The following is a 24,394-nucleotide window of genomic DNA, read 5'->3' as shown; positions in this document are numbered from 1 at the left end:
GGGGGCGTCAGTCCTTGTGGAGCCCGTACGGGGCGGAGGAGGGCGTTCCGGGTCCGGCGGCGGGCTCGGGGCGCGGCTCGTCCTCGGGGTCCGGCGCCAGTTCGCGGGCCATCAGGGTGGCGCCCGCGACGGCTCCCGGCATGAGGAAGACGGCGACGAACGGCACCAGGTACGCGAGGGTCAGGGGCACGCCGAAACCGAGGGCCATCATGCGGCGGCCGCGCAGCAGCCGCAGCCGCTCCTTCAGCGGGAGGCGGCGGCGCTGGAGCGCGACGGCGGTCAGCTCCTCGGTGAGGAAGTAGCCGGAGACGCAGAAGCCGAGCACGGGGACGACGGTCTGGCCGATCACCGGGACGAACCCGAGGGCGAACAGCAGGACGCCGTAGAACGCGACGCGCAGGACGATGCGCACGCTGTCGCGGGCGGAGATCCACAGTTCGCGCCAGAACGGCAGGCCGGACTCCGGGACGCGGCCGCCCTCGGAGCGGTCGACCTCCTCGGAGAGCGACTCGTAGAAGGGCTGTCCGACCAGCAGCGTCACCGCCGTGAAGGTGATCACCGCGAGGAACAGGCCGAGGGCGAAGACCAGGGCGGTGAGGAAGCCCCGGAACAGGCCCTGCCAGGGCGACGACCAGTCGTCGGCGAACGGGGTCGCCCACGCGGTCAGGTCGTCGGCGCCGTAGGCGAGGCCGACCAGTGCGCCGGCGTACAGGACGAGCGTCACGAGGCCGGGCAGCAGCCCGAACCCGAACCAGCGGCCGTGCCGGCCCACCCACCGCTGGCCCTGCAGGAGGAAGCCGAATCCCTTGCCAAGATCACGCATGGGGTCACCCTATCGGGGCGGTGTGGTTAGTCTCTGGCCACCATCGCTTCGGGAGGGACACGAATGTCTGGGATGTCGAACGCCGTACGGGGTTTCGTCGCCGAGGGGTACGAGGAGGTGCGGGAGGCCTTCGAGGCCGTGGTCGCGGACGAGCGGCCGGACTACGCCGGCCAGTTGGCCGCCCACGTGCGGGGGCGGAGGGTCGTCGACCTGTGGGCGGGACCGGACACGGACGGGGACACGCTCTTCGGGGTGTTCTCCTCCACGAAGGGCGCCGCGCACCTGGTGGTGGCGCTGCTCGTCCAGGAGGGCGTGCTCGACCTGGACCGGGCGGTGGCGCACTACTGGCCGGAGTTCGCGGCGGGCGGCAAGGGGGAGGTCACGCTGCGGCAGCTGATGGCGCACCAGGCGGGCGTCGTGGGCGCCGAGGCGGGGCTGACGCTCGCGGAGCTGGCGGACGACCGGGTGGTGGCGGAGCGGGTCGCGGGGCAGCGGCCGTACTGGCGTCCCGGCGCCGCGTTCGGGTACCACACGCTGAACATCGGGGCGCTGACCGGCGAGGTGGTGTTCCGCGCGACGGGGCGGACCCTGCACGAGGTGTACGCGGCGCGGATCCGCGAGCCGTACGGGCTGGACTTCTTCCTGGGGCTGCCCGAGGAGCACGAGCCGCGGTTCAGGTCCCTGCTGCCGATGGACCCGACGCGGGAGCAGCGCGCGGTGCTGGAGGCCGCGCCGGACGGACCGCACACGCTGGCGGCGATCGCCGGAAACCGGCACGGCGGGGAGCCGACGGACCTGGAGTCGCTGCCGAACTCCCGGCTGGTGCGCGCCAAGGGGCCGGCCTCGGTGGGCGGCGTGGCGTCGGCGCGCGGGCTGGCGGGCCTGTACGCGGCGGCGATCGGCGTGCTGGACGGGCGGCCGCCGCTGCTGGAGGAGGACACGCTCGCGGAGGTCGGGCAGGTCCACTCGTGCGGCTTCGACGTGGTGGCCCGCGCGCACCGGTCGTTCGTGCTGGGCTTCCAGGACCCGACGCTGCCCTACCCGTGGCTGGGTGCCGGGTCGTTCGGGCACAGCGGGGCGGGCGGTTCGCAGGCCTTCGCCGATCCGCGGGCGGGGCTGGCGTACGGGTACGCGCGGCGGCGGTACGCCTTCCCGGGCGGCGCGGCGCCGGAGAACGAGCGCCTGGTGGCGGCGGTCCACCGGGCGGCCACCCGCTGACGCCGCCGGTGCGGCGCCCGTACGGCGAGCGCGCCCGTACGGCGAGCGCGGTCGTACGGCGAGCGCGGTCGTACGGCGAGCGCGGTCGTACGGCGGGGACCCGCCCGGCAAGCGCCCACCCTGCGAGCACGGCCGCGTACGGCGAGGACCCGCACGGCGAGCACGGCCGCGTACGGCGAGGGGCCGCACCCCGGGATCGGGATGCGGCCCCTCCCGCCCTGCGGGCGGTGCCTTCCGCTCCGGCCCCCGAGGGGCCGGCCGGGGCGCGTGCCCCGGGGCGTCAGACGGCGAGCTCGACCGTGATGTCGCCGCGGGTCGCCTTGGAGTACGGGCAGACCTGGTGGGCCTTCTCGATCAGGTCCCGGGCGGTGGCGGCGTCGACGTTCGGGATCGTCGCGGAGATCTTCACGATGAGTCCGAAGCCGTCGTCGTTCTTCCCTATGCCGACCTGCGCCGTGACCTTCGAGCCGGACACGTCGGCGTTCTCCTGGCGGGCGACCACGCCGAGCGCGCCCTGGAAGCAGGCGCTGTAGCCGGCGGCGAAGAGCTGCTCCGGGTTGGTGCCCGCACCGGAGCCGCCCATCTCCCTGGGCGGGTTGACGACCACGTCGAGCGTCCCGTCGTCCGTGGCCACGCGGCCGTCCCGCCCGTTCTCGGCGGTGGCGGTCGCGGTGTACAGGACGTCGGACTGCTGGATGGACATGTAGAGGTTCCTCCTGTGATGCGCCGCGACTCGCGCCCACGATCGCGACGGCCTGGGGGGAGCCTAGCGGGTGAGCGAAACGATCATCTTGCCGGTGTTGTCGCCGCGCAGCAGACCGAGGAAGGCGTCCACGCCGTTCTCCATGCCCTCGACGATCGTCTCGTTGTACTTCAGGGCGCCCGAGCGCAGCCAGCCGGAGACCTCCTCGACGAAGCGGGGCTGGAGGGCGGAGTGGTCGCCGACCAGCATGCCCTGGAGGCGCAGCCGCTTGCCGATGACCAGCGCCAGGTTGCGCGGGCCGGGGGTGGGCTCCGTGTTGTTGTACTGGGCGATCATGCCGCAGATGGTGACGCGGCCGTGGACGTTCAGCGAGGAGATCGCGGCCTCCAGGTGCTCGCCGCCGACGTTGTCGAAGTAGACGTCGATGCCGTCGGGGGCGGCGGCCTTCAGCTGCTGGGCCACCGGGCCGTCCTTGTAGTTGAAGGCGGCGTCGAAGCCGTACTCCTCCACCAGGAGCCTGACCTTCTCGTCGGAGCCGGCCGAGCCGATCACGCGGGAGGCGCCCTTCAGGCGGGCCATCTGGCCGACCTGGCTGCCGACGGCACCGGCGGCGCCGGAGACGAACACGGCGTCGCCCTCCTTGAAGGAGGCCGTCTCGAAGAGGCCCGCGTAGGCGGTCAGGCCCGTCATGCCGAGCACGCCCAGGTAGGCCGTGAGGGGCGCGAGGGAGGCGTCGACCTTGGCGGCGCGCTTCGCCTCCACCTCGGCGTACTCCCGCCAACCCAGGCCGTGCAGGACGTGGTCGCCGACCGCGAAGCCCTCGGCCTCGGAGGCCACGACCTCGCCGACCGCGCCGCCCTCCATGGGGTGGTCGAGCCGGAACGGCGGGACGTACGACTTCACGTCGTTCATCCGGCCGCGCATGTAGGGGTCCACCGAGAAGTGGAGGTTGCGGACGAGGATGCGGCCCTCGCCGGGCGCGGCGACGGGCACCTCGCGGAGCGCGAAGTCCTCCGGGGTGGGCCAGCCGTTCGGGCGGGAGACGAGGTGCCATTCACGGCCGGACGTCGGGAGTGCGGACATGCTGCGTGCCTCCAGGAGATGTTTCACGAACTGAAACAACCATGCTCCTCGATATTTCAGGTTGTCAAGTAAATGGGTAGGCTGGTGGGCATGGCCAGTACACGCACAGACCCGCTCACCCTCGAGGTCGTGGAACTCATCGGCACGGTCGTGGCCCGCTACCACGAGGAGTACGAGCACGCCGCCGCGCAGCACTCGCTGACCGGCGCGCAGGCGCGCGTCCTGAGCCTGCTCGCGCTGGAGCCGCTGCCGATGCGGCGCATCGCCGTGTCACTGCGGTGCGAGCCGTCCAACGTGACGGGCATCGTCGACCGCCTGGAGGCCCGCGGCCTCGTCGAGCGGCGACCGGATCCCGCCGACCGCCGCGTCAAGCTGGCCGCCCCGACGGAGGAGGGCCGGGCCACCGCGCGCCGGCTGCGGGACGCCCTGGACTTCGCCCGGGAGCCGCTGGCCGGCCTCTCCGTGGCGGAGCGGGCCCTGCTGCGGGACCTCCTCCGCCGCATGCTGGGCGAGCCGGCGACGCCGTGACCGGCTAGACGCACCACCAGAGCCAGCGGGTGCACTCCTCCGGCGGCGGCTCGGGGGCCGGCGTCGGGGTGGGCGACGGCGCCGGGGTGGGCCCGGCGGTCGCGGTGGGCGGCGCGTCCGGCTCGCCGCCGGGCGCCGGGGAGCCGGACGGGGACGACGCGGGGGCGGACGGGGACGCGTCCTGGTCCACCGGGTCCTCCGGCCCGTCGTCGCCGCCCTCGCCGGTCCCGTCGGAGCCGGGCCCGGACCCGGTCTCGCCACCGGTTCCGTCGCCGTCGCCGGACGCGGAGGCCGCGGCCCCGGGCGGGCCGGAGGCGTCACCGGTGCCGTCCCCGGAGGGGGCGGACGGGTCGCCGGAGGGACCCGACGCGGAGGGGGTCGCCTCCACCTCGCCGGGGTCGGCCGCGGGGTCCCTGCTCCGGGAGGGGTCGGGCAGCGGCGCCGGCAGGGCCACGTCCTCCTGGCGCACGGTGGTCGCCGGCCCCCCGCCGCCCTCCACCGCCAGTTCGGCCAGGCTCAGGGCGCCCGCCGCCAGGACGAGGCCGGTCACCGCGATCAGGACGGCACGGCCGCGCCGCCGGCGTGCCCGGCGGCCGCTCGCCGCCCGGGCCGTCCGCGCGGCGCGGCGCGACCGGGCGCGGCCGGGCGCCGGGGAACGGCGGGACGGCGCGGGCGGCGCCTCCTCGTCCCGGGCCAGTTCGAAGACGTGGTCCGCCGCGGGCGTCGCGGGGTCGTCGTGCCGCAGCTCCTGGGCGGGCCTCCCGCACCCGGCGCAGGCCAGGGCCCCGTTGAGGTGCCGCCGGCACTCGTGGCAGTAATCCATGGCGCCCGCAGATTATGCGCCATACGGGTACCACGACCGGGAGGCCATGTGAGGGTTCTGTGTGGAAGGACCCCGTCCGGGACGCCCTGCGGCCCGGGCGCGCCGGACGTGCGTGGACGCGTACGGAGCGTGTGCGGGCGCGGGTGCGCTCAGACCTCGATCCGCACCTCGTGGATCTCGTCGGCCTTGTGCCCGGCGACCTCGTGGACGCGCTGCACGGCCTCCTTCGAGGGCCCCGTGGACAGGCAGTACACGGTTCCGGACTCGGGGTCGGCCCAGGCCCGCTCGAAGTGCACGCCCTCCTTCTTCTCGTTGTCGAGGTCCGCCTGGTGCGCCGCCCGCAGCTGCTCCCCGGTGATGCCCTCGAACCCGTGGTGAACGTCCATGTACGTGCCCATGGCGCCCGCACCTCCGTCCGGTCGTGTGGCCCCCCTCCCATGGTGCGCCCGTCCCACCCGCGCGGCGCGCGGGGACGGCGCCGCCCCACCCGCGCGCCGCCCCTCCCGGACCCGCCCCCGGCCTGACCCACCGTCAGGTCCGTACGCCCGACCGGCTCAGCCCAGCGCGCGCGGCGCTCCGGGCGGCCGGACGATGCAGGCATACACCGCTCCCGGGAGGATCCGCCGTGACCGTCAGTCTTGAGCAGCTGCGCCGCTGCCACGTCGCCGTCGACCTCGGGGCCGCCAGGACCCGCGTCTTCGTGAAGGGGGCGGGGCTCGTCGTGGACGAGCCGAGCGTGGCCGCCGTGAACACCCGTACCGGCGGGCTGATCGCGGTCGGCGAGTTCGCCGAGCGGATGACCGGCCGCACCCCCGGCTACATCCGGGTCGTCCACCCGGCGTCGGGCGGCAGCGTCGTCGACATCGAGATGGCGCAGCGGATGCTCCGCAGCCTGCTCGGCGAGAGGCTCCGCCGCCAGCTGCGCCGCAAGCCGCTGCTGCGCGCCGCCGCCTGCATCCCGCACGACTGCGACCCGCTCGCCCAGCGCGCGACCGTCGAGACGCTGGTGGGGCTGGGGGCCCGGCGGGTCGAGCTGGTGGACACCCTGATCGCGGCGGCGATCGGCTGCGGGCTGCCGGTGGCGCAGCCGACCGCGACCATGATCCTGGTCTGCGGGGCGGCGACGACCCAGGTGGCGGTGCTGTCGCTGGGCTCGATCGTCACCGCCGAGCGCATCCCGATCGGCGGTCACGCCATCGACCACGCCGTCATCCAGTACCTGCGCCACCAGCACCAGCTGATGCTGCCCAGCCAGTCCGTACGGCCGCTCCACCTGGCCCTGCATGGCAACGGCCTCACCGCCCAGGGCCCCGCTTCCACGGAGATCCACGGCCGGGACGTGGCCACGGGCCTGGCGCGTTCGGTCGTGGTGGAGACCGCCGCCGTCCGCCAGGCCATCCACACGCCGCTCACCACCGTGCTCGACGGCATCGGCAGGGTGCTGCGCGACTGCCCGCCCGACCTGGTCGCGGACCTCGCGGAGCGCGGGATCACGATGGTCGGCGGCAGCGCGCGGCTCCCCGGCCTCGACCAGATGCTGCGCGACGCGACCGGGATGCCGGTGCAGATCGCGGACCACCCGGACGTCTGCGCGGTCCTCGGGCTGGGCGAGATGCTGGAGGGCCGGGTCGAGCCGCTCGTGCTGGACCCCCTCGCGGGCACCCGCTGAGCCCGCCGCCGGTCCCGGCCGGCCCGGCGGACCCCCCGCCGCGCGGGCCGCCCGCGGGAGGCCCACCGACTGCTGGGACCATGGCGGGACAGCCCGTGCAGCAATGCGAGGAGGACGACCCGTGAGTTCCCTCTTTCCGGCGCTCGCCGCCGGCCCGGACGACCCCCGTCCGGCCCTGCGGTTCGGTGAGCGCTCCCTCTCGTACGGCGGGCTCCGCGCGGCCGCCACGGCGCTGGTGCCCCGTCTGGCCGGCGCCCGGCGGGTCGCGGTGTGGGCGACGCCCTCGGCCGAGACCGCCGTCGCGGTGGTCGCCGCGCTGCTCGCCGGCGTCCCCGCCGTACCGCTCAACCCGCGGACCGGGGCGCGCGAGCTGACGCACATCGTCACCGACAGCGCGCCCGCCCTGGTGCTCGCCGCGCCGGGCGACGACCTGCCCGCCCCGCTCGCCGGCCTGCCGCGCGTCGACGTCGCGCCCCACGCGGGCGAAGGCGCTGGCCCGGACGCGCGGCCGCCCGCCGAACCCGATGCCGAGGCGCCCGCCCTGGTCGTCTACACGTCCGGGACCACCGGCCCGCCCAAGGGCGCCGTCCTGCCCCGCCGCGCCCTGGCGGCGTCCCTCGACGCCCTCGCCGACGCCTGGGCGTGGACCGCGGACGACGTCCTGGTCCACGCCCTGCCCCTGTTCCACGTCCACGGGCTCGTCCTCGGCGTCCTCGGCCCGCTGCGCCGGGGCGGCAGCGTCCGGCACCTCGGGCGGTTCACCCCCGAGGGCGTGGCGCGCGAGCTGGCGGACGGCGGGACCATGCTGTTCGGCGTGCCGACGATGTACCACCGCATCGCGGAGGCGCTCGACACCGACGAGGACCTGGCCGGGGCGCTCGCGGGCGCCCGGCTGCTGGTCTCCGGCTCCGCCGCGCTGCCGCTGCCCGACCACGAGCGGATCACCGCCGCGACGGGGCGGAGGGTCGTCGAGCGGTACGGCATGACGGAGACGCTCATGCTGTGCTCCGTGCGGGTGGACCCCCGCGGGACCGGGCCGGCGCACCGCCCCGGCTCCGTCGGCACGCCCCTGCGCGGCGTCGGGCTGCGGCTGGTGCGGGACGACGGGACGCCGCTCACCGCGTACGACGGGGAGACGATCGGCGAGGTGCAGGTGCGCGGCCCGAACCTGTTCACCGGCTACCTGAACCGGCCCGACGCCACGGCCGCCGCGTTCGACGGGGAGTGGTTCAGGACCGGCGACATGGCCGTGCGGGACCCGGACGGCTCGCTGCGGCTCGTGGGGCGCAGGGCCACCGACCTCATCAAGAGCGGCGGCTTCAAGATCGGCGCCGGGGAGATCGAGAACGTGCTCCTCGCCCATCCGGGCGTGCGGGAGGCCGCCGTGGCCGGCGAGCCGGACGCGGACCTGGGCGAGCGGGTCGTGGCGTGGGTCGTGCCGGCGGACCCGGTCGCTCCCCCGGCGGCCGAGGAGCTGGCCGACCACGTGGCGGCGCAGCTCGCCCCGCACAAGCGGCCGCGCGCCGTCCGGTACCTGGCGGAACTGCCCCGCAACGACATGGGCAAGGTCATGAAGCGGGCCCTGCGTGGCTGAGGCGGCCCGGCTGACGGCGCGCGCGGCGATCGCGCTGGCGGTGGACGCGTTCACGGAGCACGCCCCGCCCCCGGCCGGGCCGTCCGCCGCCCCGGACGGGCCGCTGGCGTGGGACGGGTACGGCGCGGCGCGCGCCCGGGCGGCGGAGCGGACCGGCGAGAGCGAGTCCGTGGTGTTCGGCGAGGCCGAGGTGTCCGGGGTGCGGTGCGCGGTGCTGGCCTTCGAGTTCGGCTTCCTCGGCGGGTCGCTGGGCGAGCGCGCCGGCGACCGGCTGTGCGCCGCGTACCGGCTGGCGCGGGAGCGGGGCATGCCGCTGGTGTCCCTGGTGGCGACGGGCGGCAGCCGGATGCAGGAGGGCATGGTCGCGCTGACGCAGTTGCAGCGGGTGGCCCGCGCGTCGGTGCTGGCGCGGGAGGCGGGCGTGCCGCACGTCTCCGTGCTGCGCGACCCGGCGACCGGGGGCGGCTGGGCGACGGTCGGGGCGGGCGCGGACGTCGTCCTGGCGCTGCCCGGCGCGCAGGTCGGCTTCGCCGGGGCGCGGGTGCGGCCCGCGGACGCGGACCCCGCGGCGTACACGGCGGAGGGGCAGCTCGCGGCGGGGCACGTCGACGCGGTGGTGCCGGCCGGCGGGCTCCGCACGGCGCTGGGGCACTGGCTCACCGCGCTGGCCCGGCCGGCGCCCGCGGCGGTGCCCCCGCCGTCGCCGCCGGGCGGCGCGGGCGGGCTGCCGGAGAGCGGCTGGGAGGCGGTGCGGCGGGCGCGCGACGCGGCGCGGCCGCGGGCGGAGGCGTACCTGGAGGCGTACTTCGACCGGCGGCTGCCGCTGGTCGGCGACCGGTGCGGCGGCACGGACCCCGGCATGCTGTGCGGGATCGGGCTGCGCGACGGGTACGGCGTCGCGTACGCGGCGCAGTGCGGTACGGCGACGCGTCCGGCCGGGTACCGCACGGCCGCGCGGGTGATCCGGCTCGCGGACCGGCTGGGCCTGCCGGTGCTCACCCTGGTGGACACGCCGGGCGCGGCGAACGACGCGGAGGCGGAGCGGGCCGGCGCGGGCCCGGCCATCGCGGAGGCGTTCGCGGCGGTGGCCGCGGCGCGGGTGCCGGTGACCACGCTGGTCGTCGGGGAGGGCGGCTCGGGCGGCGCTCTGGCGCTGGCGGCGCCCGGCAACACCTGGGCGACGCGCGACAGCTACTTCTCGGTGATCGCCCCGGAGGCGGCCGCGGCGATACTGAAGCGCCCGCCGGAGCAGGTCCCGCACACGGCCGAGCAGCTGCGGCTGCGGCCGCAGGACCTGGTGGAGCTGGGGGTCGTGCGCGGCGTCGTGTGAGGCACGGCGGGGGCGCGGCCGGCCCGGTCCCCCGGGGTCCCGGCGGCCGGCGGCCTGTCGGCCCCGGGGTCCCGCCGGCCGCCGGGGGGCCTACCGGGCTCCGCCGTCCGTGCCACCGCCGCCGTCGAGGGCCTGGGCCGCCTCGTCCAGGGCGGCGGCCAGGTCCCGCAGCCGGGTGCGCAGGTCGCGGACCTCCTCCAGGTCCATCCCGGTCACCTCCGCCATCCGGCGGGGCACGCCGAGCGCCCGTTCCCGCAGGGCCGCGCCGGAGGTGGTGGGGCGCACCGTGACGGACCGCTCGTCCCGCAGGCTGCGGCGGCGCTCCACGTACCCGGCGGCCTCCAGTCTCTTCAGCAGCGGGGAGAGCGTGCCGGAGTCGAGGCGCAGGTGCTCGCCGATGCGCTTGACGGGCAGTTCGCCGTGCTCCCACAGCACCAGCATCACCAGGTACTGGGGGTAGGTGAGGCCCAGTTCCCTGAGGGCGACGCGGTAGACGCCGTTGAAGGCGCGGGTCGCGGCGTGCAGCGAGAAGCAGATCTGGTGGTCGAGGCGGAGGAGGTCTTCGTCCCGTACGCCTCCGTGCGAATCCGTGTGATGCATGCCACCAGGCTACCTCCACCCAATTGAGTTGTGCACAACTGAATTGATTGCTATAAATAATGGCGACAGACCCCACGACCGAAAGGACGGGGATCCGCATGGACGCCCTGTACACCGCCGTCGCCACCGCCAACGGCCGCGAGGGCCGCGCCGTCAGCTCCGACGGCCGGATAGACCTGCCGCTCGCCTTCCCCGCGGCCCTCGGCGGCAACGGCCAGGGCACCAACCCGGAGCAGCTCTTCGCCGCCGGTTACGCCGCCTGCTTCGCCAGCGCCATGGGCGCGATCGGCCGCCAGGAGAAGATCGACGTCAAGGACGCCTCCGTCACCGCCGAGGTGAGCATCGGCAAGGACACGGACGGCGGCTTCGGCCTCGCGGTCGTGATGCGCGTGGAGCTGCCGGACCACCTCCAGGGCGAGGCGGGCCGCGACCTGCTGGAGAAGACCCACGCGTACTGCCCGTACTCCAAGGCGACGCGCGGCAACATCGAGGTGGAGCTCGTCGTCGAGTGACGCGCCGGCCGGCGCGGACGCCGGCGCGGGGCACGGCGCGAGGGGCCCCGGACCCGACCGGTCCGGGGCCCCTCGCGCCGTACGGCGCCTCACGCGTCGAGCGCGGCCCACCCCCCGGACGCCGCGCCGGTCAGCCCGCGCGTGCGGTAGCTCTCGCCCTCCAGCGCGACGACCTCGGCGTGGTGGACGAGCCGGTCCACCGTCGCGGAGGCGGTGCCGGCGTCCCCGAACACCTCGACCCAGCGCCCGAAGGGGCGGTCGCTCGTGACGACCAGCGAGGCCCGCTCGTAGCGGTGCGCGACCAGCTGGAAGAAGAGGTTCGCGGACTCCGCGTCGAAGGGGACGTAGCCCAGCTCGTCCACGACGAGCAGCGCGTACGCGTCCAGCGCGGCCAGCTCGTCGGCCAGCCGGTCCGCGGCCTTGGCGCGGCGGAGGCGGGCGCCCCACTCCGGGGCGGTGGCGAACAGGACCCGCTGCCCGGCCTCGCAGGCCCGCACGCCGAGGGCGACCGCGAGGTGCGTCTTGCCGGTGCCGGGGCCGCCGAGGAACACGACGTTCTCCCGGCGGGCGACGAAGTCGAGCCGGCCCAGCCGGTCGAGCACCAGCGGATCGGGGGCGCGCAGGTGCGCGGCGTCGAACGCCTCCAGCTCCTTGCGGGCCGGGAACCCGGCCGCCTCGATCCGCGCCTCCGCCCCGGCCGCGGCCCGCACCGGCCCGGCCTGCCGCGGGACGAGGGCCGCCGCGGTGTCCGCGCCGCCGCCCCGGGCGGGGCCGCCCGCACCGGAGCCGTCCGCCGGGACGTCCCCCAGGTCCCCCTTGGCGCCGTGCTCGTGCGCCGCCATGGGACCGGACATGTACGCCAGGATCAGGGCCGAGACGATGAACGCCATGTGGATCACCGTGCCCCACAGCAGGTCGTGCTCCGGCGTGTGGTGCACGTCCACGAACATCTGGAGCAGGTGCACCGACGAGATCCCGACGATCGCCGTCGCCAGCTTCACCTTCAGGACGTTGGAGTTGACGTGCGACAGCCACTCCGGCTGGTCGCGGTGGCCCTGGAGGCCGATGCGCGAGACGAACGTCTCGTACCCGCCGACGATCACCATGATCAGCAGGTTGGCGATCATCACCACGTCCACCAGCTTGAGCACCGCCAGCATGACGTGGGTCTCGTCCACCTGGCCGCTGAGGACGTGCCCGACGAGCTTCCACAGCTCGTTGAAGAACTTGTAGACGTACACGCCCTGCGCGGCCACCAGGCCGAAGTACAGCGGCGCCTGGAGCCAGCGCGTGGCGAACAGCGCGTACCCGAGCGTCGTCATGTGCGACGCGGCGGACGGGGAGGAGGGGGCGGGGGGCATGGGGGGCGAGGACGACGGACCGTGACGGGACACCGGCATCTCCTGCATCTCCTGCGAGGTGACGGGACTCGCCATTCTTGTGTGAAGCGACAGAAAATCTGAATTCCCACCACCCGTTGTGATGAATAGACATCCAGTCGGACAGAATGGACGGCCCTGTCTCTGTCCGTGGATCCCTTGTGGCACCCGCGGGCATGTTGTGCGAATGTCGCCGGATGGGCGTTCGACCCATCGACAGTGGTTCGAAAGCGCGAACCATCGATGAGGGAGGCGACAGGAGGATGGGGCAATTCCCGGGCGCCGCGGTGGAGTTCCGGCTTCTCGGGCCGCTGGAGGTCCGCGTCGCCGGCCGGCTGCTCCCGCTCACCGCGCCCCGCCTGCGGTACGCCCTCGCCCTGCTCCTGCTCCACGCCAACCATACGGTGCCGGTGGCCGAGTTGGCCGAGGGGATCTGGGAGGGCCGGCTCCCCGCCGACCCCGCCAACCAGGTCGCCGTCTGCGTGTCGCTGCTGCGCCGGCGCCTGGGCCGGGCCGGCGCGGACGCGCGGCGCATCCTCACCGTGCCGCCCGGCTACGCCCTGACCGCCCGCGACGCGGAACTCGACACCGCGCTCGTCCGGCGACTGCGGTCGTCGGCGGACGCCTGCGCGGCGGACGGCCGGCTGGAGGAGGCGGCCGCGCTGCTGCACCGCGCCCTGTCCCTGTGGCGCGGGCCGCTGCTCGGCGGGATGGACCGGCGGGCCTGGCGCCCGCAGGTGCGGGCCTGGGAGGAGGAGCGGGTCGCGCTGCGCGAGAAGTGGGCGGAGCTGCACCTGGCGCTGGGCCGGCACGAGCGGGTCACCTCGGAGCTGGCCGCCTTCGTCCAGGAGCACCCGTTCTCCGAGCGGCCGCGCGCCCAGCTCATGACCGCCCTGTACCGCTCGGGGCGGCGGGCGGACGCGCTGCGGCTGTACCGGGACACGGTCCGGCTGTTCGAGGAACGGCTGGGCACGGCGCCCGGCCCCGAACTGCGGCGCATCCAGAGGGAGATCCTGCGCGGCACCCTGCCCCGGTCCCCCGCCCCCCGGACCTCCGCGCCGCCCGGGGACGGGCACCCCGAGGACGGGCATCCCGGGGACGCGCCGCCCGGGGACGGGCACCCCGGGGACGCGCCGCCCGGGAAGGGGCACCCCGGCGGCGCGGACGGCGAGGCCCTCCGGGAGGCCGGCGGGGGCGCCCGTACGGCCCCGGCCGCCCCCGGCGACGTACCGCGCCCCGGGCCGCACGCCCCCTCCCCCGCCCGGCCGGCACCGCCCCGCCCCGCGCCCGCGGGACCCCCGGAGCCGCGCCCGGCCCTGCTGCCCCCGTCGTGGACGCCCCGGCTGCCGGCCCTCGCCCGGCGGACACCGCCCCCGCCCGCCGCCCCGCGGCACCGGGACCCGCTCCCGGCGCCCCCGCCCGCCACCCCGGCGCACCCGGCGCACCCGGCGCCCGGACCGGCCGGTCCCCACCGGCCGGTCCGGGCGGCCGAGGGGCGGGCGCCGGCCGGACCCTGCCTCCTCCCCGGCGACCTGCGCGCGTTCGTCGGCCGGGAGCGCGAGGTCGCCGCGCTCACCGGGGCGCTGTCCCCGGCGGCCACCGGCCAGGTCCCCGTCGCCGCCGTGACGGGCGGGGCCGGGACCGGCAAGACCGTGCTCGCCGTCCGCGCCGCCCACCTCCTCCGCCCCGCCTTCCCGGACGGCCAGCTCTACGTCGACCTGCGCGGCACGCACCCGCGGCCGGCAGCGCCGGAGGAGGTCCTGGGCCGGTTCCTGCGGCAGTTGGGCACGCCGGCCTCCGCGCTCCCGGACGGGCTGGAGCCGCGCGCCGAGACGTACCGGGCGCTGCTCGCCGACCGGAGGGTGCTGGTCGTCCTCGACGACGCGGCGTCCGCCGCGCAGATCCGGCCCCTGCTGCCCGGTACCGGCAGCTGCGCCGTGCTGGTCACCGGCCGCGCGCGCGTGGCGTCCCCGTTCGCCGCGCTCGGGGTGGAGCCCGGCCTGCTGCCGCCGGAGCAGGCCCTGGAGCTGCTGCGGCACGGCGCCGGGGAGGCGCGTCTCGCCGCGGAGCCCGAAGCGGCCCGGCGCGTCGTGGAGTTCTGCGGACGGCTGCCGCTCGCACTGGGGGTCGTCGCGGCGCGGCTCGCGGCCAAGCCGCACTGGACGCTGGACCGGATGGCCGCCCGGCTGGCCGACGCGCGGGGGCGGCTGGACGAGCTGGAGCACGACGGCGTCGCGGTCCGCGCCCGCATCGCCCCGTCGTACGAGGCCGTCGGCCCCGACGCCCGGCGGCTGCTGCGCCGCCTCGCCCTGCTGCCCGTGCCGGAGGTCGCCGACCGGGCGGTGGCGCGGCTGCTCGGCGCCGGCCGGGAGGCGGCGGAGGCGGCGGTCGAGCAGCTGGTGGACGTCCGGCTGGTCGAGGCCGTCGGCCCGGACGGCCCCGGCGGGCCGCGCTACCGGCTGCACGGCCTGGTGCGGCTGTTCGCCGCGGAGCGCGCGGTGGAGGCGGACGCAGTGGTCTCGGCCACCGGTCCGGCGCACCCCACGGCGGCGTTCCCCGACGAGGACCTGCCGCACCACCCGGTGGTGCCCTGACCGCCCCGGTCACCGCGAAACACCCGCGCACCGCGCTCGGCCCCCTTTCCCGGACGGACTTTCCACGGCCGTCGGGGCACCTTTCACCCGTCACCCCGACGTCACCCCGCGGCAGCTCTTTCCATTCGGTTCCATTTCGATGTCGTCCGCCCTTTACCCAGCTCAGGACAGGCGTGACGAGAAATCGGCCCTGCGTCGGGCGTGGACTTGACCGGCGCATTTGCAGGCTGGCCATGATGGGACCGAAACCGCGGAAGCCGGGAAAGGCACGCGGAAAAGAAGCGTGGCCGCGCGGGAATAGGCCGATGTTTTCTCCGGCCGGGCGGCGCGGCGGACGGGAAGTTCTCCGGAAAGGGGCGGACGTGGGAGAGGCCGGCGACAAGGGCGGGAACGGCGGCTCGGGGGCCGGCGCCGCCGTGAGCGTGGCGCTGATCACCGTACTGACCTCCCTGCCGCTGTTCCTGGTGGGGGCGACGAGCACGCTGGTCAACCGGGACCTGGGCTGGGACGCGGGCGACACGGGGCTGCTGCTGGCGGCGTACTGGCTGTCCTCGCTGTCCGGCGCGTACCTGAGCCGGCGGGTCGACACCCCGGTGTCGGCGGAGGCGACGGTCGGTTCGGCGGCGCTCGTGACCGCCGTGGCGCTGTCCCTGTCGGCCTGGGCCGGCAGCTGGGGGCTGGTCGTGGGCACGGCCGTCGGCGGACTGGTCTACGGCTACACCCAGCCGCACACCAACTCCCTGCTGATGCAGCGCTGTTCGCCGTCCGTCCAGGGCTTCGCCTTCGGCCTGAAGCAGGCCGCGATCCCCGCGTCGACGCTGCTGGGCAGCCTGGCCGTGCCCGCCGTGGCCGTGCCGTTCGGGTGGCGGGCGGTGTTCGTCGCGTCGGCCGCCGTGTGCGTGGCGTACGCCCTGCCGGGTCTGGTGCTGCGCCACCGGGCGTCCGGCGGGCGGCGCGCGCCCGCCGTCCCGGCGCCGCCGCTGCGGATGAACGGGCACCTGCTGGGCCTGGCCGTCGCGGGGCTGTGCGGGGCGATGGTCGGCAACGCGATCGGCGGGTTCCTCATCGCCTCCGGTGTCCACGAGGGCATGACGCTGACCTGGGCGAGCATGCTCGCCGCCGCCGGTTCGGTGACGAACATCGTGGTCCGCCTGGTGGCCGGGATGGTCGTGGACCGGGGCCGGTACGCGCCGCGTTCGCTGCTGTGGCAGCTGTACCTCGCCGGCGCCGTCGGCACGCTGCTGCTGGCCGTGGGCGGCGGGCCGTGGGTGACGACGCTGGGCGGCCTGCTCGCGTTCGGCGGCGGCTGGGGGTGGGCGGGACTGCTGCACTACGTGGCGGGCGCGGCCTTCCCGGGCCGGGCGGCGCGCGCGACGGCGATCACGCAGATGGGCGTCTCGCTCGGGGGCGCCACCGGCCCGATGCTGTTCGGACTGCTCGTCGACCACGCCGGGTTCGGCGCCGCCTGGCTGGTCCTCACCGCCGTCGGCGGCACCGCCGCGGTCGTCGTCCGCCTCCTGCGCGAGCCCCCCGCCGAGGCCGCGCCCGCCTCCCCCGGGGCGCCGTCACCCACCACGTACACGAGGAAGTGAGGCACACCCATGACCGTCGTCACCACCGGACCGTCCACCTCGGGATTCGTGACGAGCCGCAGGGAACGGGCCCTGCGGGACCTCACCGCCGAGCAGCGGCGGAGCCAGATATCCGACGGGCACCGGCTCATCCGGGCCGTCCGCGCCCGCCCGTTCCAGCTGTACGCCGCCCGCCGGCACGCCACCCGCGCGGTGACCGTCGACGCGGAGGCGTGGCTGGCCGCGGTCATGCCGGCGATGCGCGCCGCGGTGAGCCGGACGGCGTCGGCCCGCCTGGACACGGCGCTCGCCCGGGCCCGCAAGCGGATGTCCGAGTACGGGGTGCGGCGCCTCGGCTCCGCGGAGGTCGTGGCGGAGGCGCTGTCGGACAACAAGTGGTTCCGCACGCAGCGCGAGCACATGGGGCGGGCGGAACTGCGCGACCGCGTGGCGGAGTCCCTGCGGCACGGCGAGCCGGTGGAGCTGGTCTTCCCGATCTTCTCCCGCAAGCCGTTCTCGCCCGTCAAGAACCGGGGCGTCTCCCCCGACACGGCCGAACTGCACTCGCTGGCCCGCTGCGCGGCGCTGGCGCACACCGTGGCCGCCCTCTCCCCGACCGGCTGCCGCTTCACGATCCTCGCGGACGGCCACAAGTACAACAGGGCCTGCCGCACCCCCGACCCGGTCGTCGACGCCTACCAGGACACGCTGCGGCGGTGGGTGGTGGCGCTGGGCGCGGAGGGCGTCCTGCGCGTCGCCGACTACGAGCAGTGGGTCGCGGGCGGGCTCGGCGCGGCGGACCTGCGCACCCGCGAGGAGTACTACCTGCGGCGGTCCGCCGAGCTGGACGACCGCCACGGGCGGCTGTTCTCCCCGGAGGCGCCCCGCGAGAGCCTGGAGGGGCTGGCCGGCACGGGCGGCACCGGGGAGCAACTGGCCCACACCTTCTGGTCCATCGCGACGTCCGTGCACTACACCGCGCTCGCCACCGGCCACGGGGGCCTGCCGGACGGGCCGTGCTACTCCGACGCCTACCAGGACGCGTACGCCCTCTACGTCGCCCACCTGGGCCGGCCGCTGACCGGGGCGGGCGCCGGCGGGCAGCTCCCGGCGGCCCCCTACGGGCGGACCGCCGCCGACCCGGACCTGCACCGCGCGCTGCGGGAGGAGGCGTGGGAGGCGGCCTGCCGGTACGTGGCGATCTCGCTGACCGACCGGGACCTGAACCTGATCAAGGAGACCGCCCCCCGCGCGGTGAAGCTCACCATCCACGGGAAGCCGGGTGAGCTGCACTTCACCACCGCCGCCTCCCGCGACGCGAACATGACGGCCCAGCACTCCACGGGCGGATACGCTCTGCGGGACGGCCGGGCACGCCCCACGTTCCGCTACCGCATCGAGCGCGAGGCGGCCGGGGAGACGCCCGTGCTTCTCCACGGCGCGGCCGGGCGCGACGGCGGGGAGGCGCACTACCTGCCGCTGGCCCGGCTGGAACGCGCGCAGCAGCCCATCGCGTACGTGGACGACCCGGCACCGTTGCTCGACGGCACCTTTTCCCGACTGCTGGAGGCCATGGAGATATGACGACCGCGACCACCACCCCGTCCTACCAGCCGGACAGGATCGTCAGCGGCAGCGGACTGCCCGCGCTGCTCAAGGAGAGCCCCGACGCCGTCCCGCTCTTCCCGTCCTCGCCCGAGCCGGTCTGTTTACTGACGTCGCACCAGCTGCGTGACGAACTGCTGCCCCGCTGGCGCGAGGGCGTCGAGCGGCAGGCGAAGGCCCTGGTCCGGCGCTCCCGCAGCACCCTGGAGGTGCTGTCCGGGGAGACCCTGTACGACGGGCTGGACGACCCGGCGCTCCGGCGCGCCGCCCTCGTCGCGGAGCTGTTCCGCAACCACCAGATCAGCGCCAACGCCGGTCGCCTGGACACCAGAGCGCTCCAGCACCGGATAGCCGGGGCCCTGTGCGCGGACGAGCCGCCCCGGTTCGAGCTGGCCTGGGGGCAGTCCAAGCGGGACGTCGGCGGGCTGAAGACGACCGGCCGGTGGGCCGACCTCGCCGAGGTGTACGCCGTGGGCCGGCTGGTCGCCCTCGTGCTGGCCGCCCGGGAGCTGGCCGGGGACGAGCGGATCGGCATGACGGTGTACTCGGGCGGCAACCGGTTCGCGGCGGCGCTGTTCGCCGAGCCGGAGCTGCTGCGGGAGTACGACGCGCAGCGGTGCCGCATCGCCGACGCCCTGGGCTCGCCCGGCGCCGTGGACTTCCAGGACTTCGCGGCGGCCAAGCGGTCCGACCCGGCCGAGCGGGAGGCGCACGAGAAGCGGGTGCGCGAGCAGCTCGCCGCGCTGACCGACGCGGACGTCGACGCGCAGATGCCGGTCATGCTGTTCAACGTCGACTGGCCGCGGGTCCTGCCGCTGGCCGCCGCGGGCGAGGCGCCGCACGGGGTGCCGATGGCGCCGCACGTCGCCCGGTGGCTGCGGGAGTCCCCGCAGGACCGTACGCCGCTGCTGACCCGGGCCGCGGTGACCTGCGCGGTGTCGCCCGCCCTGCAGGCGCGCTGGCTGGAGGTGTTCGGCGACCAGCCGGAGGTGCTGGAGGACGCCGTCGCGTTCGCCCTGGCGATGGGGCGCGCCTCGGCCGCCCGGTACACGGCGATCGCGCGGGCCGACCGGAACGCCCCGGGGCTCGCGGGCGGGCCGCACACCGTGCGGCTGACCGTCCACGAGAAGCGGGAGCGGCCGGAGGTGCCCGCGCTGCTGACCCTCGGCGTCCGGGGCGGCGGGCAGCTCTCGCAGCACGTGGTGGCCCGGGTGCCCGCGGAGGGGCCCGTCACCTTCGGTTCCGTGGCGGAGATCCTCGTCCAGGCGCCGGACTCCGCGCCGGTGCTGCTCGAACCGGACGACGCGGCACCGCGTCTCTTCGACTGGCTCTCCCGGGACGGGCAGCCGCTGTGCTTCGCCTCCGGCTCCGAGCCGAGCGTCCGCCGGGCCCTCGCCCACATCCTCGACCCCGAACACGGGTGACACCATGACACTGAGCACCACCGGCACCACCCGCCTCGCCGACCGGGCGGGGGAGATCCGCGCCGCCCACGCCGCGCTGAAGGGGCGGGGCCTCGCGCTCGACCTGACGCGCGGCAAGCCGTCCCCGGCCCAACTCGACCTGTCGACGGGCCTGCTGGACATCGGCGCGGACGCCCTGGGCCCCGCCGGCGCGGGCGCGGACCACCGCAACTACGGGGGCCTGCACGGCCTGCCCGAGCTGCGCGCGCTCTTCGCCGAGGTCCTGCGGGTCCCCGTCGACCAGCTGCTGGCGATCGGCAACTCCAGCCTGGCCCTCATGCACGACACGCTGATCCACGCCGTGCTGTTCGGCGTGCCGGGCTCCGCGCGGCCGTGGGGCGCGGAGCGGACGGCCGTGCTGTGCCCCGTGCCCGGCTACGACCGGCACTTCGCGCTCTGCGAGAAGCTCGGCATCGAGATGATCCCGGTGCCGATGGGCGACGACGGGCCCGACATGGACGAGGTGGAACGGCTCGCCGCCGAGGACCCGGGCGTCCGGGCCATCTGGTGCGTCCCCACCTACAGCAACCCGACGGGCGCCGTGTACGGCGAGGAGACCGCGCGCCGGCTGGCGGCGCTCCCCGCCGCGGCGCCCGACTTCCGGATCCTGTGGGACGACGCGTACGCGGTGCACCACCTGACCGACGAGCCGGCGGCGGCGCCGGACATCCTGGCCCTGTGTGCCGAGCACGGCCACCCGGACCGCGCGTTCGTCTACGGTTCCACGTCGAAGATCACCTTCGCGGGGGCGGGCGTGGCGTTCTTCGGCTCGTCCCGCGCCAACGTGGACTGGCTGACCGGCCACCTGTCCCGCCGGACCATCGGCCCGGACAAGATCAACCAGCTGCGGCACGCCCTGTTCCTGCGCGACGCGCAGGGCCTGCGGGCGCACATGGCGGAGCACCGGGCGCTGCTGCGGCCCCGCTTCGACCTGGTCGAGCGGGTGCTGCGGGAGCGGCTGGGCGGCCTCGGTGTGGCCACCTGGTCGCGGCCGCGGGGCGGGTACTTCGTCAGCCTCGACGTGCCGGACGGCTGCGCGCGGCGCACGGTGGAGCTGGCCGCGGAGGCGGGCATCCGGCTGACGCCGGCGGGCGCCACCTTCCCGTACGGGAAGGACCCCCGCGACCGGAACATCCGGATCGCCCCGACCTATCCGGGTCTCGACGAGCTGGAGACGGCGATGGAGGGCCTCGCCGTGTGCGTGCTGCTCGCCGCCCTCGAACGGTCGTAGACGGGCGCGTCCAGGATCGTCCACGAAGTCGGATCGGCCGCTCCCCGGCACCGATGCTGGGGAGCGGCCCGAGACGACGACCAAGGAGAGCGGACATGCTGACCGACCGCGACGAGTTCCGCGACCAGCTGGAGCGGACGCTCCACGACAAGCTGACGCTGAACCACCCGATGTTCGACATCCTCTTCGACGCGGAGAAGCGGGACCTGCGCACGCTGCAGAAGGTCGCGCTCCAGGGATACCAGCTGACGAAGCACTTCCTGGACTACATAGAGACGCTGTTCTACTTCTGCCCGAAGGAGGGCCGGCACAAGCGGCGTCTGCTGTTCAACCTCTACGAGGAGGAGACCGGCCGCATCTCCAAGACGAAGAACCACGTCGACCTGATGCAGGACTTCATCCGCGCCATCGGCGTGGACGACGCCACCCGCGACGCCGAGACGGCCCTGCCGAACACGCAGGAGCTGATCGACTACCGCATGAAGGCGTGCAAGAACCCCGAGACGTACCACATCGGTGCCGCCGCGGTGATGATCGCCAGCGAGGGGCAGAACCTGGAGACCCGCGGCGCCGAGGCCCGCGACATCATCTTCAAGCGGGTGTACGGCCTGAAGGACGAGGACCTGCTGTTCTTCTCCGTGCACCAGGCGGAGGACGTCCACCACGTCCGGCACGGCCTGGACCTGGTCTCCGACATCTGCACCACGGAGAAGATGCAGGAGGAGGCGCTGTACGCGGTCTCCCACACCTGCGACCTCTTCTACAACATGTACGAGGGCATCTACCAGGAGTACAAGGCCGGCCGGCTCTGACCGCGGACGACGGAGGAGCAGGAGTGCCCGTGAATCAGCCGTCCAGTCCGTACTCCCTGGCCACGCACGCCGTGCGCGCGGGGCAGTACCAGGATCTGTCGGATCTCCACAGCGAGGGGCTCGCCCTGACGGCGAGCTACGTGTTCGCGGATGCCGAGGACGCCGCCGAGAAGTTCGCCGGCCGTCGGCCCGGGAACGTCTACGTACGGTTCAGCAACCCGACCACGGCCGCCTTCGAGCAGCGGATCGCCGCCATGGAGGGCGCGGACGCGGCGGTCGCGGTCGGCTCCGGCATGGCGGCGTACACCGCCGTGGCACTCGGGCTCCTCTCGGCCGGCGACCACGTGGTGCTCGGCGACGGGATGTTCGGCACGACGCCCCGGTTCTTCCGCACCTACATGGAGAAGTTCGGGGTGTCCGTGACCATCGCGGACGTCCGGGACCTCGGCCAGTGGCGTGCGGCGGTCCGGGACGAGACCGCCATGTTCGTCCTGGAGACCCCGACCAACCCGATGATGCACGTCGCCGACCTGCGCGCCCTCTCGGCCCTCGCGGCCGAGCGGGGCATCGTGCTGGTCGTCGACAACACCCTGTGCACGCCGGTCCTGCAGAACCCGCTCGCGCTCGGCGCCGACCTCGTCATCCACTCCGCGGCCAAGTACATCGACGGCCAGGGGCGGTGCGGGGGCGGCGTCGTCGCCGGGCGGACGGACCTCCTCAAGCCGGTGGCCGAGGTGCTGCGGACCGCCGGCCCCAGCCCGAGCGCCTTCAACTCCTGGGTGTTCCTGAAGTCGCTGGAGACGCTCCCGATCCGGATGCGGGAGCACTCGCGCAACGCGACGCTCCTCGCCGAGTGGCTGGAGGAGCACCCGGCGGTGGAGGAGGTGTACTACACCGGCCTGGAGAAGCACCCGCAGCGGGAACTGGTCGACGCGCAGCAGTCCGGCCACGGCGGGCTGGTCAGCTTCACCGTGCGCGGCGACCAGCGGGACGCCTGGAACGTGGTCGACAACCTGTCGCTCATCTCCGTGACCACCAACATCGGCGACACCAAGTCGATGATCACGCACCCCGCGTCGACGACGCACGGCCGGATGTCGCTGTACGAGAAGGAGCGGGCCGGGATCGCCCCCAACCTGCTGAGGGTCTCGGTCGGCCTGGAGGACGTCTCCGACCTGATGGCCGACCTGGACCAGGCGCTGCGCACCGTCGACGCCCGGTCGTCGTGACATGGACGCCAAGCCGAACGGGGGAAACATGACCGACACACCGGACGGCACCGGCCGCGGGGCACTGCGGATCGGGATCGTCGACCTCTTCTCGCCGTCCCCGGAGAGCTGGGCGCGGTACATGTTCGCCTCCTCCGTGGAGGCCGCCGCGGACCGGCTCGGCGTGGCCGCGGACATCACGGCGTACGGCGCCGACATGACCCGGCCGACGGCGGACTGCGGCATCGACTGGGACGAGCTGCCGTCCCTGGACGGGCTGATCGTCACCGGAGGGGAGCCGCGCTACCGCGCCGTCGAGGCCGAGCCGGCCCTGGCGGTGGTGGACCGGATCCTCACCGACACGGCGGACCGGGTCACGTCGACGGTGTACTCCTGCCAGTCGGCGCACGCGGCGCTGCACCTGCTGCACGGGCTGAGCCGCAACCGCCTGCCGCACAAGCGGCAGGGCGTCTTCGGCCACCGCGTGCACGCCCGCGGCCCGCTCACCGCCGGCCTGTCGGACACGGTGCTCGTACCGCACTCGCGGTGGAACACCATGCCGGCGCAGGAGCTGCGGCGGGTGGGCGTCCGCCTCGTCCTGGAGGCCGAGGACGGCGCGTGGTCCCTGGCGACCGGTGACGACGGGCTGCGGCACGTCTTCAGCCAGGGGCATCCCGAGTACCTGCGGGAGACCCTGCTGAGCGAGTACCGGCGCGATCTGCGCCGGTACGCCGCCGGCGAGGCCGACCACGTGCCGGACGTGCCGCAGGGATACCTGACGGCGGACGCGCAGGACGTGTTCCTCGCGTTCGCCGAGAAGCTCCGGGAGCAGCGCGACCCGGAGCTGCTCAAGAGCTTCCCCGACCGGGCCGCCGCCGAGGGCATCGACGACGGCTGGCTGGCGGACTCGCGGGCCTTCTTCGCCAACTGGCTGCGGGCCCTGGACGATTCGAGAGAGCGGAGTGCTGACCCCCGTGTTGACATGGCACTGGCCCGACGACGTACGGGCTTATGAGAAGGAACTCGCCGGGATGCTGGCGGCGAGCGCCGCGGACGACGGCATCCTGGGCTACGCCGAGTCCCCCTCCCCGGCTCAGCGGGAGGGGTTCGTCAGCGGGGTCGAGCAGCTGGTCTCCGGCGGCGGCGGGCACCTGCTGATCGGCGAGGACGAGGAGGGGGTGGCGGCCATGTGCGTGATGAAGACCAACTCCATGCCGAACTGCCGCCACCTCGCCGAGGTGATGAAGGCCTACCTGGATCCGCGGGTGCGCGGCACGTCGGCCGTGTACCAGCTGGTCGAGCGGGTCTGCGCGAAGGCGGAGGAGATCGGCGTCGAGACGTTCGTCATCGACGTGCGGGAGGACTCGAAGGCGCACCGCGTGTGGTCGCGGTTCGGGTTCACCTCCTACGGCGTGCTCGACGACTACGCGCGCGTGGACGGCCGGTCGTACCGGGGCCACTACATGCGGCACCAGGTGCGGGAGCTGGCGGCGGCCGTGGCCGAGCACGCCCGCAAGCGGGCCGGCGCCCCGTCCGCGGGCTGATCGTCCGTCAGATGACCGTCCGCGGACCGGAATGACCCGGGCACCCGTCGACTGAACGCGTACATTCACTTACCCACGACACGGCCCGGGTCGCGCCGACCACG

The 24,394-nt window shown here is 75.1% G+C and carries 22 protein-coding genes; 15 read left to right on the top strand and 7 right to left on the bottom strand.

Features of this window, described 5'->3' with window-relative positions; genetic code table 11:
• Positions 1 to 7: 7 nt before the first annotated feature.
• Positions 8 to 823 carry an EI24 domain-containing protein gene (locus IE106_RS18355; RefSeq protein ID WP_189535359.1) on the bottom strand — a complete coding sequence of 272 codons (816 nt, stop codon included), beginning with the start codon at positions 821 to 823 and terminating at the stop codon, positions 8 to 10.
• Between the two features lie 63 nt (positions 824 to 886).
• On the opposite strand from IE106_RS18355, the gene IE106_RS18350 reads away from it, so the two are divergent.
• Positions 887 to 2,041, top strand: a complete 1,155-nt coding sequence (locus IE106_RS18350; protein ID WP_373295959.1) for a serine hydrolase domain-containing protein — start codon at positions 887 to 889, stop codon at positions 2,039 to 2,041.
• Positions 2,042 to 2,321: 280 nt separating this feature from the next.
• Here IE106_RS18350 and IE106_RS18345 read toward each other — a convergent pair whose 3' ends face one another.
• Both IE106_RS18345 and IE106_RS18340 read right to left on the bottom strand, forming a co-directional pair.
• Positions 2,322 to 2,744 carry an organic hydroperoxide resistance protein gene (locus tag IE106_RS18345; RefSeq protein ID WP_189535357.1) on the bottom strand — a complete coding sequence of 141 codons (423 nt, stop codon included), beginning with the start codon at positions 2,742 to 2,744 and terminating at the stop codon, positions 2,322 to 2,324.
• Between the two features lie 63 nt (positions 2,745 to 2,807).
• Entirely contained in the window at positions 2,808 to 3,827 is a 1,020-nt protein-coding gene (locus tag IE106_RS18340) for an NADP-dependent oxidoreductase (RefSeq protein WP_189535355.1), read from the bottom strand.
• 90 nt (positions 3,828 to 3,917) lie between these two features.
• Between IE106_RS18340 and IE106_RS18335 the strand changes: the two genes are divergently transcribed.
• Positions 3,918 to 4,355 carry a MarR family winged helix-turn-helix transcriptional regulator gene (locus tag IE106_RS18335; protein WP_189535353.1) on the top strand — a complete coding sequence of 146 codons (438 nt, stop codon included), beginning with the start codon at positions 3,918 to 3,920 and terminating at the stop codon, positions 4,353 to 4,355.
• A gap of 4 nt (positions 4,356 to 4,359) precedes the next feature.
• Here IE106_RS18335 and IE106_RS18330 read toward each other — a convergent pair whose 3' ends face one another.
• Both IE106_RS18330 and IE106_RS18325 read right to left on the bottom strand, forming a co-directional pair.
• Complete coding sequence (locus tag IE106_RS18330; RefSeq protein WP_189535351.1) at positions 4,360 to 5,178, bottom strand: SCO2400 family protein; 819 nt, start codon at positions 5,176 to 5,178, stop codon at positions 4,360 to 4,362.
• Positions 5,179 to 5,327: 149 nt separating this feature from the next.
• Positions 5,328 to 5,576, bottom strand: coding sequence for an SCO4226 family nickel-binding protein (locus IE106_RS18325; protein ID WP_189535349.1), 249 nt, complete (start codon positions 5,574 to 5,576; stop codon positions 5,328 to 5,330).
• A 227-nt stretch (positions 5,577 to 5,803) separates the two neighbouring features.
• Here IE106_RS18325 and IE106_RS18320 point away from each other — a divergent pair, with 227 nt between their 5' ends.
• From IE106_RS18320 to IE106_RS18310, 3 genes are all read left to right on the top strand, one after another.
• The gene (locus tag IE106_RS18320; RefSeq protein WP_189535347.1) at positions 5,804 to 6,847 is read left to right on the top strand and encodes a rod shape-determining protein; all 1,044 of its coding nucleotides are present in this window, start codon (positions 5,804 to 5,806) and stop codon (positions 6,845 to 6,847) included.
• 121 nt (positions 6,848 to 6,968) lie between these two features.
• On the top strand, positions 6,969 to 8,441 hold the full coding sequence (locus IE106_RS18315; protein ID WP_189535345.1) for an acyl-CoA synthetase: 1,473 nt from the start codon (positions 6,969 to 6,971) through the stop codon (positions 8,439 to 8,441).
• The gene (locus IE106_RS18310) at positions 8,434 to 9,771 is read left to right on the top strand and encodes a carboxyl transferase domain-containing protein (RefSeq protein ID WP_229840579.1); all 1,338 of its coding nucleotides are present in this window, start codon (positions 8,434 to 8,436) and stop codon (positions 9,769 to 9,771) included. The genes IE106_RS18315 and IE106_RS18310 overlap by 8 nt, the downstream gene beginning before the upstream one ends.
• A gap of 90 nt (positions 9,772 to 9,861) precedes the next feature.
• On the opposite strand, the gene IE106_RS18305 is transcribed toward IE106_RS18310, so the two are convergent.
• Entirely contained in the window at positions 9,862 to 10,371 is a 510-nt protein-coding gene (locus tag IE106_RS18305; RefSeq protein ID WP_189535342.1) for a MarR family winged helix-turn-helix transcriptional regulator, read from the bottom strand.
• A gap of 98 nt (positions 10,372 to 10,469) precedes the next feature.
• On the opposite strand from IE106_RS18305, the gene IE106_RS18300 reads away from it, so the two are divergent.
• Positions 10,470 to 10,883: an organic hydroperoxide resistance protein gene (locus tag IE106_RS18300; RefSeq protein ID WP_189535341.1), complete on the top strand. Its 414-nt coding sequence runs from the start codon at positions 10,470 to 10,472 to the stop codon at positions 10,881 to 10,883.
• 89 nt (positions 10,884 to 10,972) lie between these two features.
• On the opposite strand, the gene istB is transcribed toward IE106_RS18300, so the two are convergent.
• A complete protein-coding gene (istB, locus tag IE106_RS18295; RefSeq protein WP_229840600.1) occupies positions 10,973 to 12,283 on the bottom strand; it encodes an IS21-like element helper ATPase IstB in 1,311 nt (436 codons plus the stop codon).
• Positions 12,284 to 12,525: 242 nt separating this feature from the next.
• On the opposite strand from istB, the gene IE106_RS18290 reads away from it, so the two are divergent.
• The 9 genes from IE106_RS18290 to IE106_RS18250 all read left to right on the top strand — a co-directional run bounded on the left by IE106_RS18290 (position 12,526) and on the right by IE106_RS18250 (position 24,290).
• On the top strand, positions 12,526 to 14,856 hold the full coding sequence (locus tag IE106_RS18290) for an AfsR/SARP family transcriptional regulator (RefSeq protein ID WP_189535339.1): 2,331 nt from the start codon (positions 12,526 to 12,528) through the stop codon (positions 14,854 to 14,856).
• A gap of 362 nt (positions 14,857 to 15,218) precedes the next feature.
• Positions 15,219 to 16,448: an MFS transporter gene (locus IE106_RS18285; protein ID WP_189535336.1), complete on the top strand. Its 1,230-nt coding sequence runs from the start codon at positions 15,219 to 15,221 to the stop codon at positions 16,446 to 16,448.
• A 9-nt stretch (positions 16,449 to 16,457) separates the two neighbouring features.
• The gene (locus IE106_RS18280; protein ID WP_189535334.1) at positions 16,458 to 18,011 is read left to right on the top strand and encodes an L-tyrosine/L-tryptophan isonitrile synthase family protein; all 1,554 of its coding nucleotides are present in this window, start codon (positions 16,458 to 16,460) and stop codon (positions 18,009 to 18,011) included.
• Positions 18,008 to 19,456 carry a hypothetical protein gene (locus IE106_RS18275; RefSeq protein ID WP_189535332.1) on the top strand — a complete coding sequence of 483 codons (1,449 nt, stop codon included), beginning with the start codon at positions 18,008 to 18,010 and terminating at the stop codon, positions 19,454 to 19,456. Before IE106_RS18280 ends, IE106_RS18275 begins: the two co-directional genes overlap by 4 nt.
• Positions 19,457 to 19,460: 4 nt before the next feature.
• Positions 19,461 to 20,726, top strand: a complete 1,266-nt coding sequence (locus tag IE106_RS18270; protein ID WP_189535330.1) for an aspartate aminotransferase type Ic — start codon at positions 19,461 to 19,463, stop codon at positions 20,724 to 20,726.
• Positions 20,727 to 20,821: 95 nt separating this feature from the next.
• A complete protein-coding gene (locus IE106_RS18265) occupies positions 20,822 to 21,538 on the top strand; it encodes an iron-containing redox enzyme family protein (RefSeq protein WP_189535328.1) in 717 nt (238 codons plus the stop codon).
• Between the two features lie 29 nt (positions 21,539 to 21,567).
• The gene (locus tag IE106_RS18260; RefSeq protein ID WP_189535326.1) at positions 21,568 to 22,767 is read left to right on the top strand and encodes an O-succinylhomoserine sulfhydrylase; all 1,200 of its coding nucleotides are present in this window, start codon (positions 21,568 to 21,570) and stop codon (positions 22,765 to 22,767) included.
• Positions 22,768 to 22,795: 28 nt separating this feature from the next.
• Positions 22,796 to 23,761, top strand: coding sequence for a homoserine O-acetyltransferase/O-succinyltransferase family protein (locus IE106_RS18255; RefSeq protein WP_189535323.1), 966 nt, complete (start codon positions 22,796 to 22,798; stop codon positions 23,759 to 23,761).
• The gene (locus IE106_RS18250) at positions 23,721 to 24,290 is read left to right on the top strand and encodes a GNAT family N-acetyltransferase (protein WP_189535321.1); all 570 of its coding nucleotides are present in this window, start codon (positions 23,721 to 23,723) and stop codon (positions 24,288 to 24,290) included. Before IE106_RS18255 ends, IE106_RS18250 begins: the two co-directional genes overlap by 41 nt.
• Positions 24,291 to 24,394: the final 104 nt, after the last annotated feature.

Source organism: Streptomyces roseolilacinus (assembly GCF_014649335.1).
Lineage (GTDB): Bacteria > Actinomycetota > Actinomycetes > Streptomycetales > Streptomycetaceae > Streptomyces > Streptomyces roseolilacinus.
Note: the sequence above shows the minus strand (reverse complement) of the source record. Positions and strands in the feature narration are given on the sequence as shown.

Bases quoted from the DNA above. Each gene is read 5' to 3' on its own strand.
- IE106_RS18355 (WP_189535359.1), bottom strand. From the start codon at position 823: ATGCGTGATCTTGGCAAGGGATTCGGCTTCCTCCTGCAGGGCCAGCGG.
- IE106_RS18350 (WP_373295959.1), top strand. From the start codon at position 887: ATGTCTGGGATGTCGAACGCCGTACGGGGTTTCGTCGCCGAGGGGTAC.
- IE106_RS18345 (WP_189535357.1), bottom strand. From the start codon at position 2,744: ATGTCCATCCAGCAGTCCGACGTCCTGTACACCGCGACCGCCACCGCC.
- IE106_RS18340 (WP_189535355.1), bottom strand. From the start codon at position 3,827: ATGTCCGCACTCCCGACGTCCGGCCGTGAATGGCACCTCGTCTCCCGC.
- IE106_RS18335 (WP_189535353.1), top strand. From the start codon at position 3,918: ATGGCCAGTACACGCACAGACCCGCTCACCCTCGAGGTCGTGGAACTC.
- IE106_RS18330 (WP_189535351.1), bottom strand. From the start codon at position 5,178: ATGGATTACTGCCACGAGTGCCGGCGGCACCTCAACGGGGCCCTGGCC.
- IE106_RS18325 (WP_189535349.1), bottom strand. From the start codon at position 5,576: ATGGGCACGTACATGGACGTTCACCACGGGTTCGAGGGCATCACCGGG.
- IE106_RS18305 (WP_189535342.1), bottom strand. From the start codon at position 10,371: ATGCATCACACGGATTCGCACGGAGGCGTACGGGACGAAGACCTCCTC.
- IE106_RS18300 (WP_189535341.1), top strand. From the start codon at position 10,470: ATGGACGCCCTGTACACCGCCGTCGCCACCGCCAACGGCCGCGAGGGC.
- istB (WP_229840600.1), bottom strand. From the start codon at position 12,283: ATGCCGGTGTCCCGTCACGGTCCGTCGTCCTCGCCCCCCATGCCCCCC.
- IE106_RS18290 (WP_189535339.1), top strand. From the start codon at position 12,526: ATGGGGCAATTCCCGGGCGCCGCGGTGGAGTTCCGGCTTCTCGGGCCG.
- IE106_RS18280 (WP_189535334.1), top strand. From the start codon at position 16,458: ATGACCGTCGTCACCACCGGACCGTCCACCTCGGGATTCGTGACGAGC.
- IE106_RS18275 (WP_189535332.1), top strand. From the start codon at position 18,008: ATGACGACCGCGACCACCACCCCGTCCTACCAGCCGGACAGGATCGTC.
- IE106_RS18270 (WP_189535330.1), top strand. From the start codon at position 19,461: ATGACACTGAGCACCACCGGCACCACCCGCCTCGCCGACCGGGCGGGG.
- IE106_RS18265 (WP_189535328.1), top strand. From the start codon at position 20,822: ATGCTGACCGACCGCGACGAGTTCCGCGACCAGCTGGAGCGGACGCTC.
- IE106_RS18255 (WP_189535323.1), top strand. From the start codon at position 22,796: ATGACCGACACACCGGACGGCACCGGCCGCGGGGCACTGCGGATCGGG.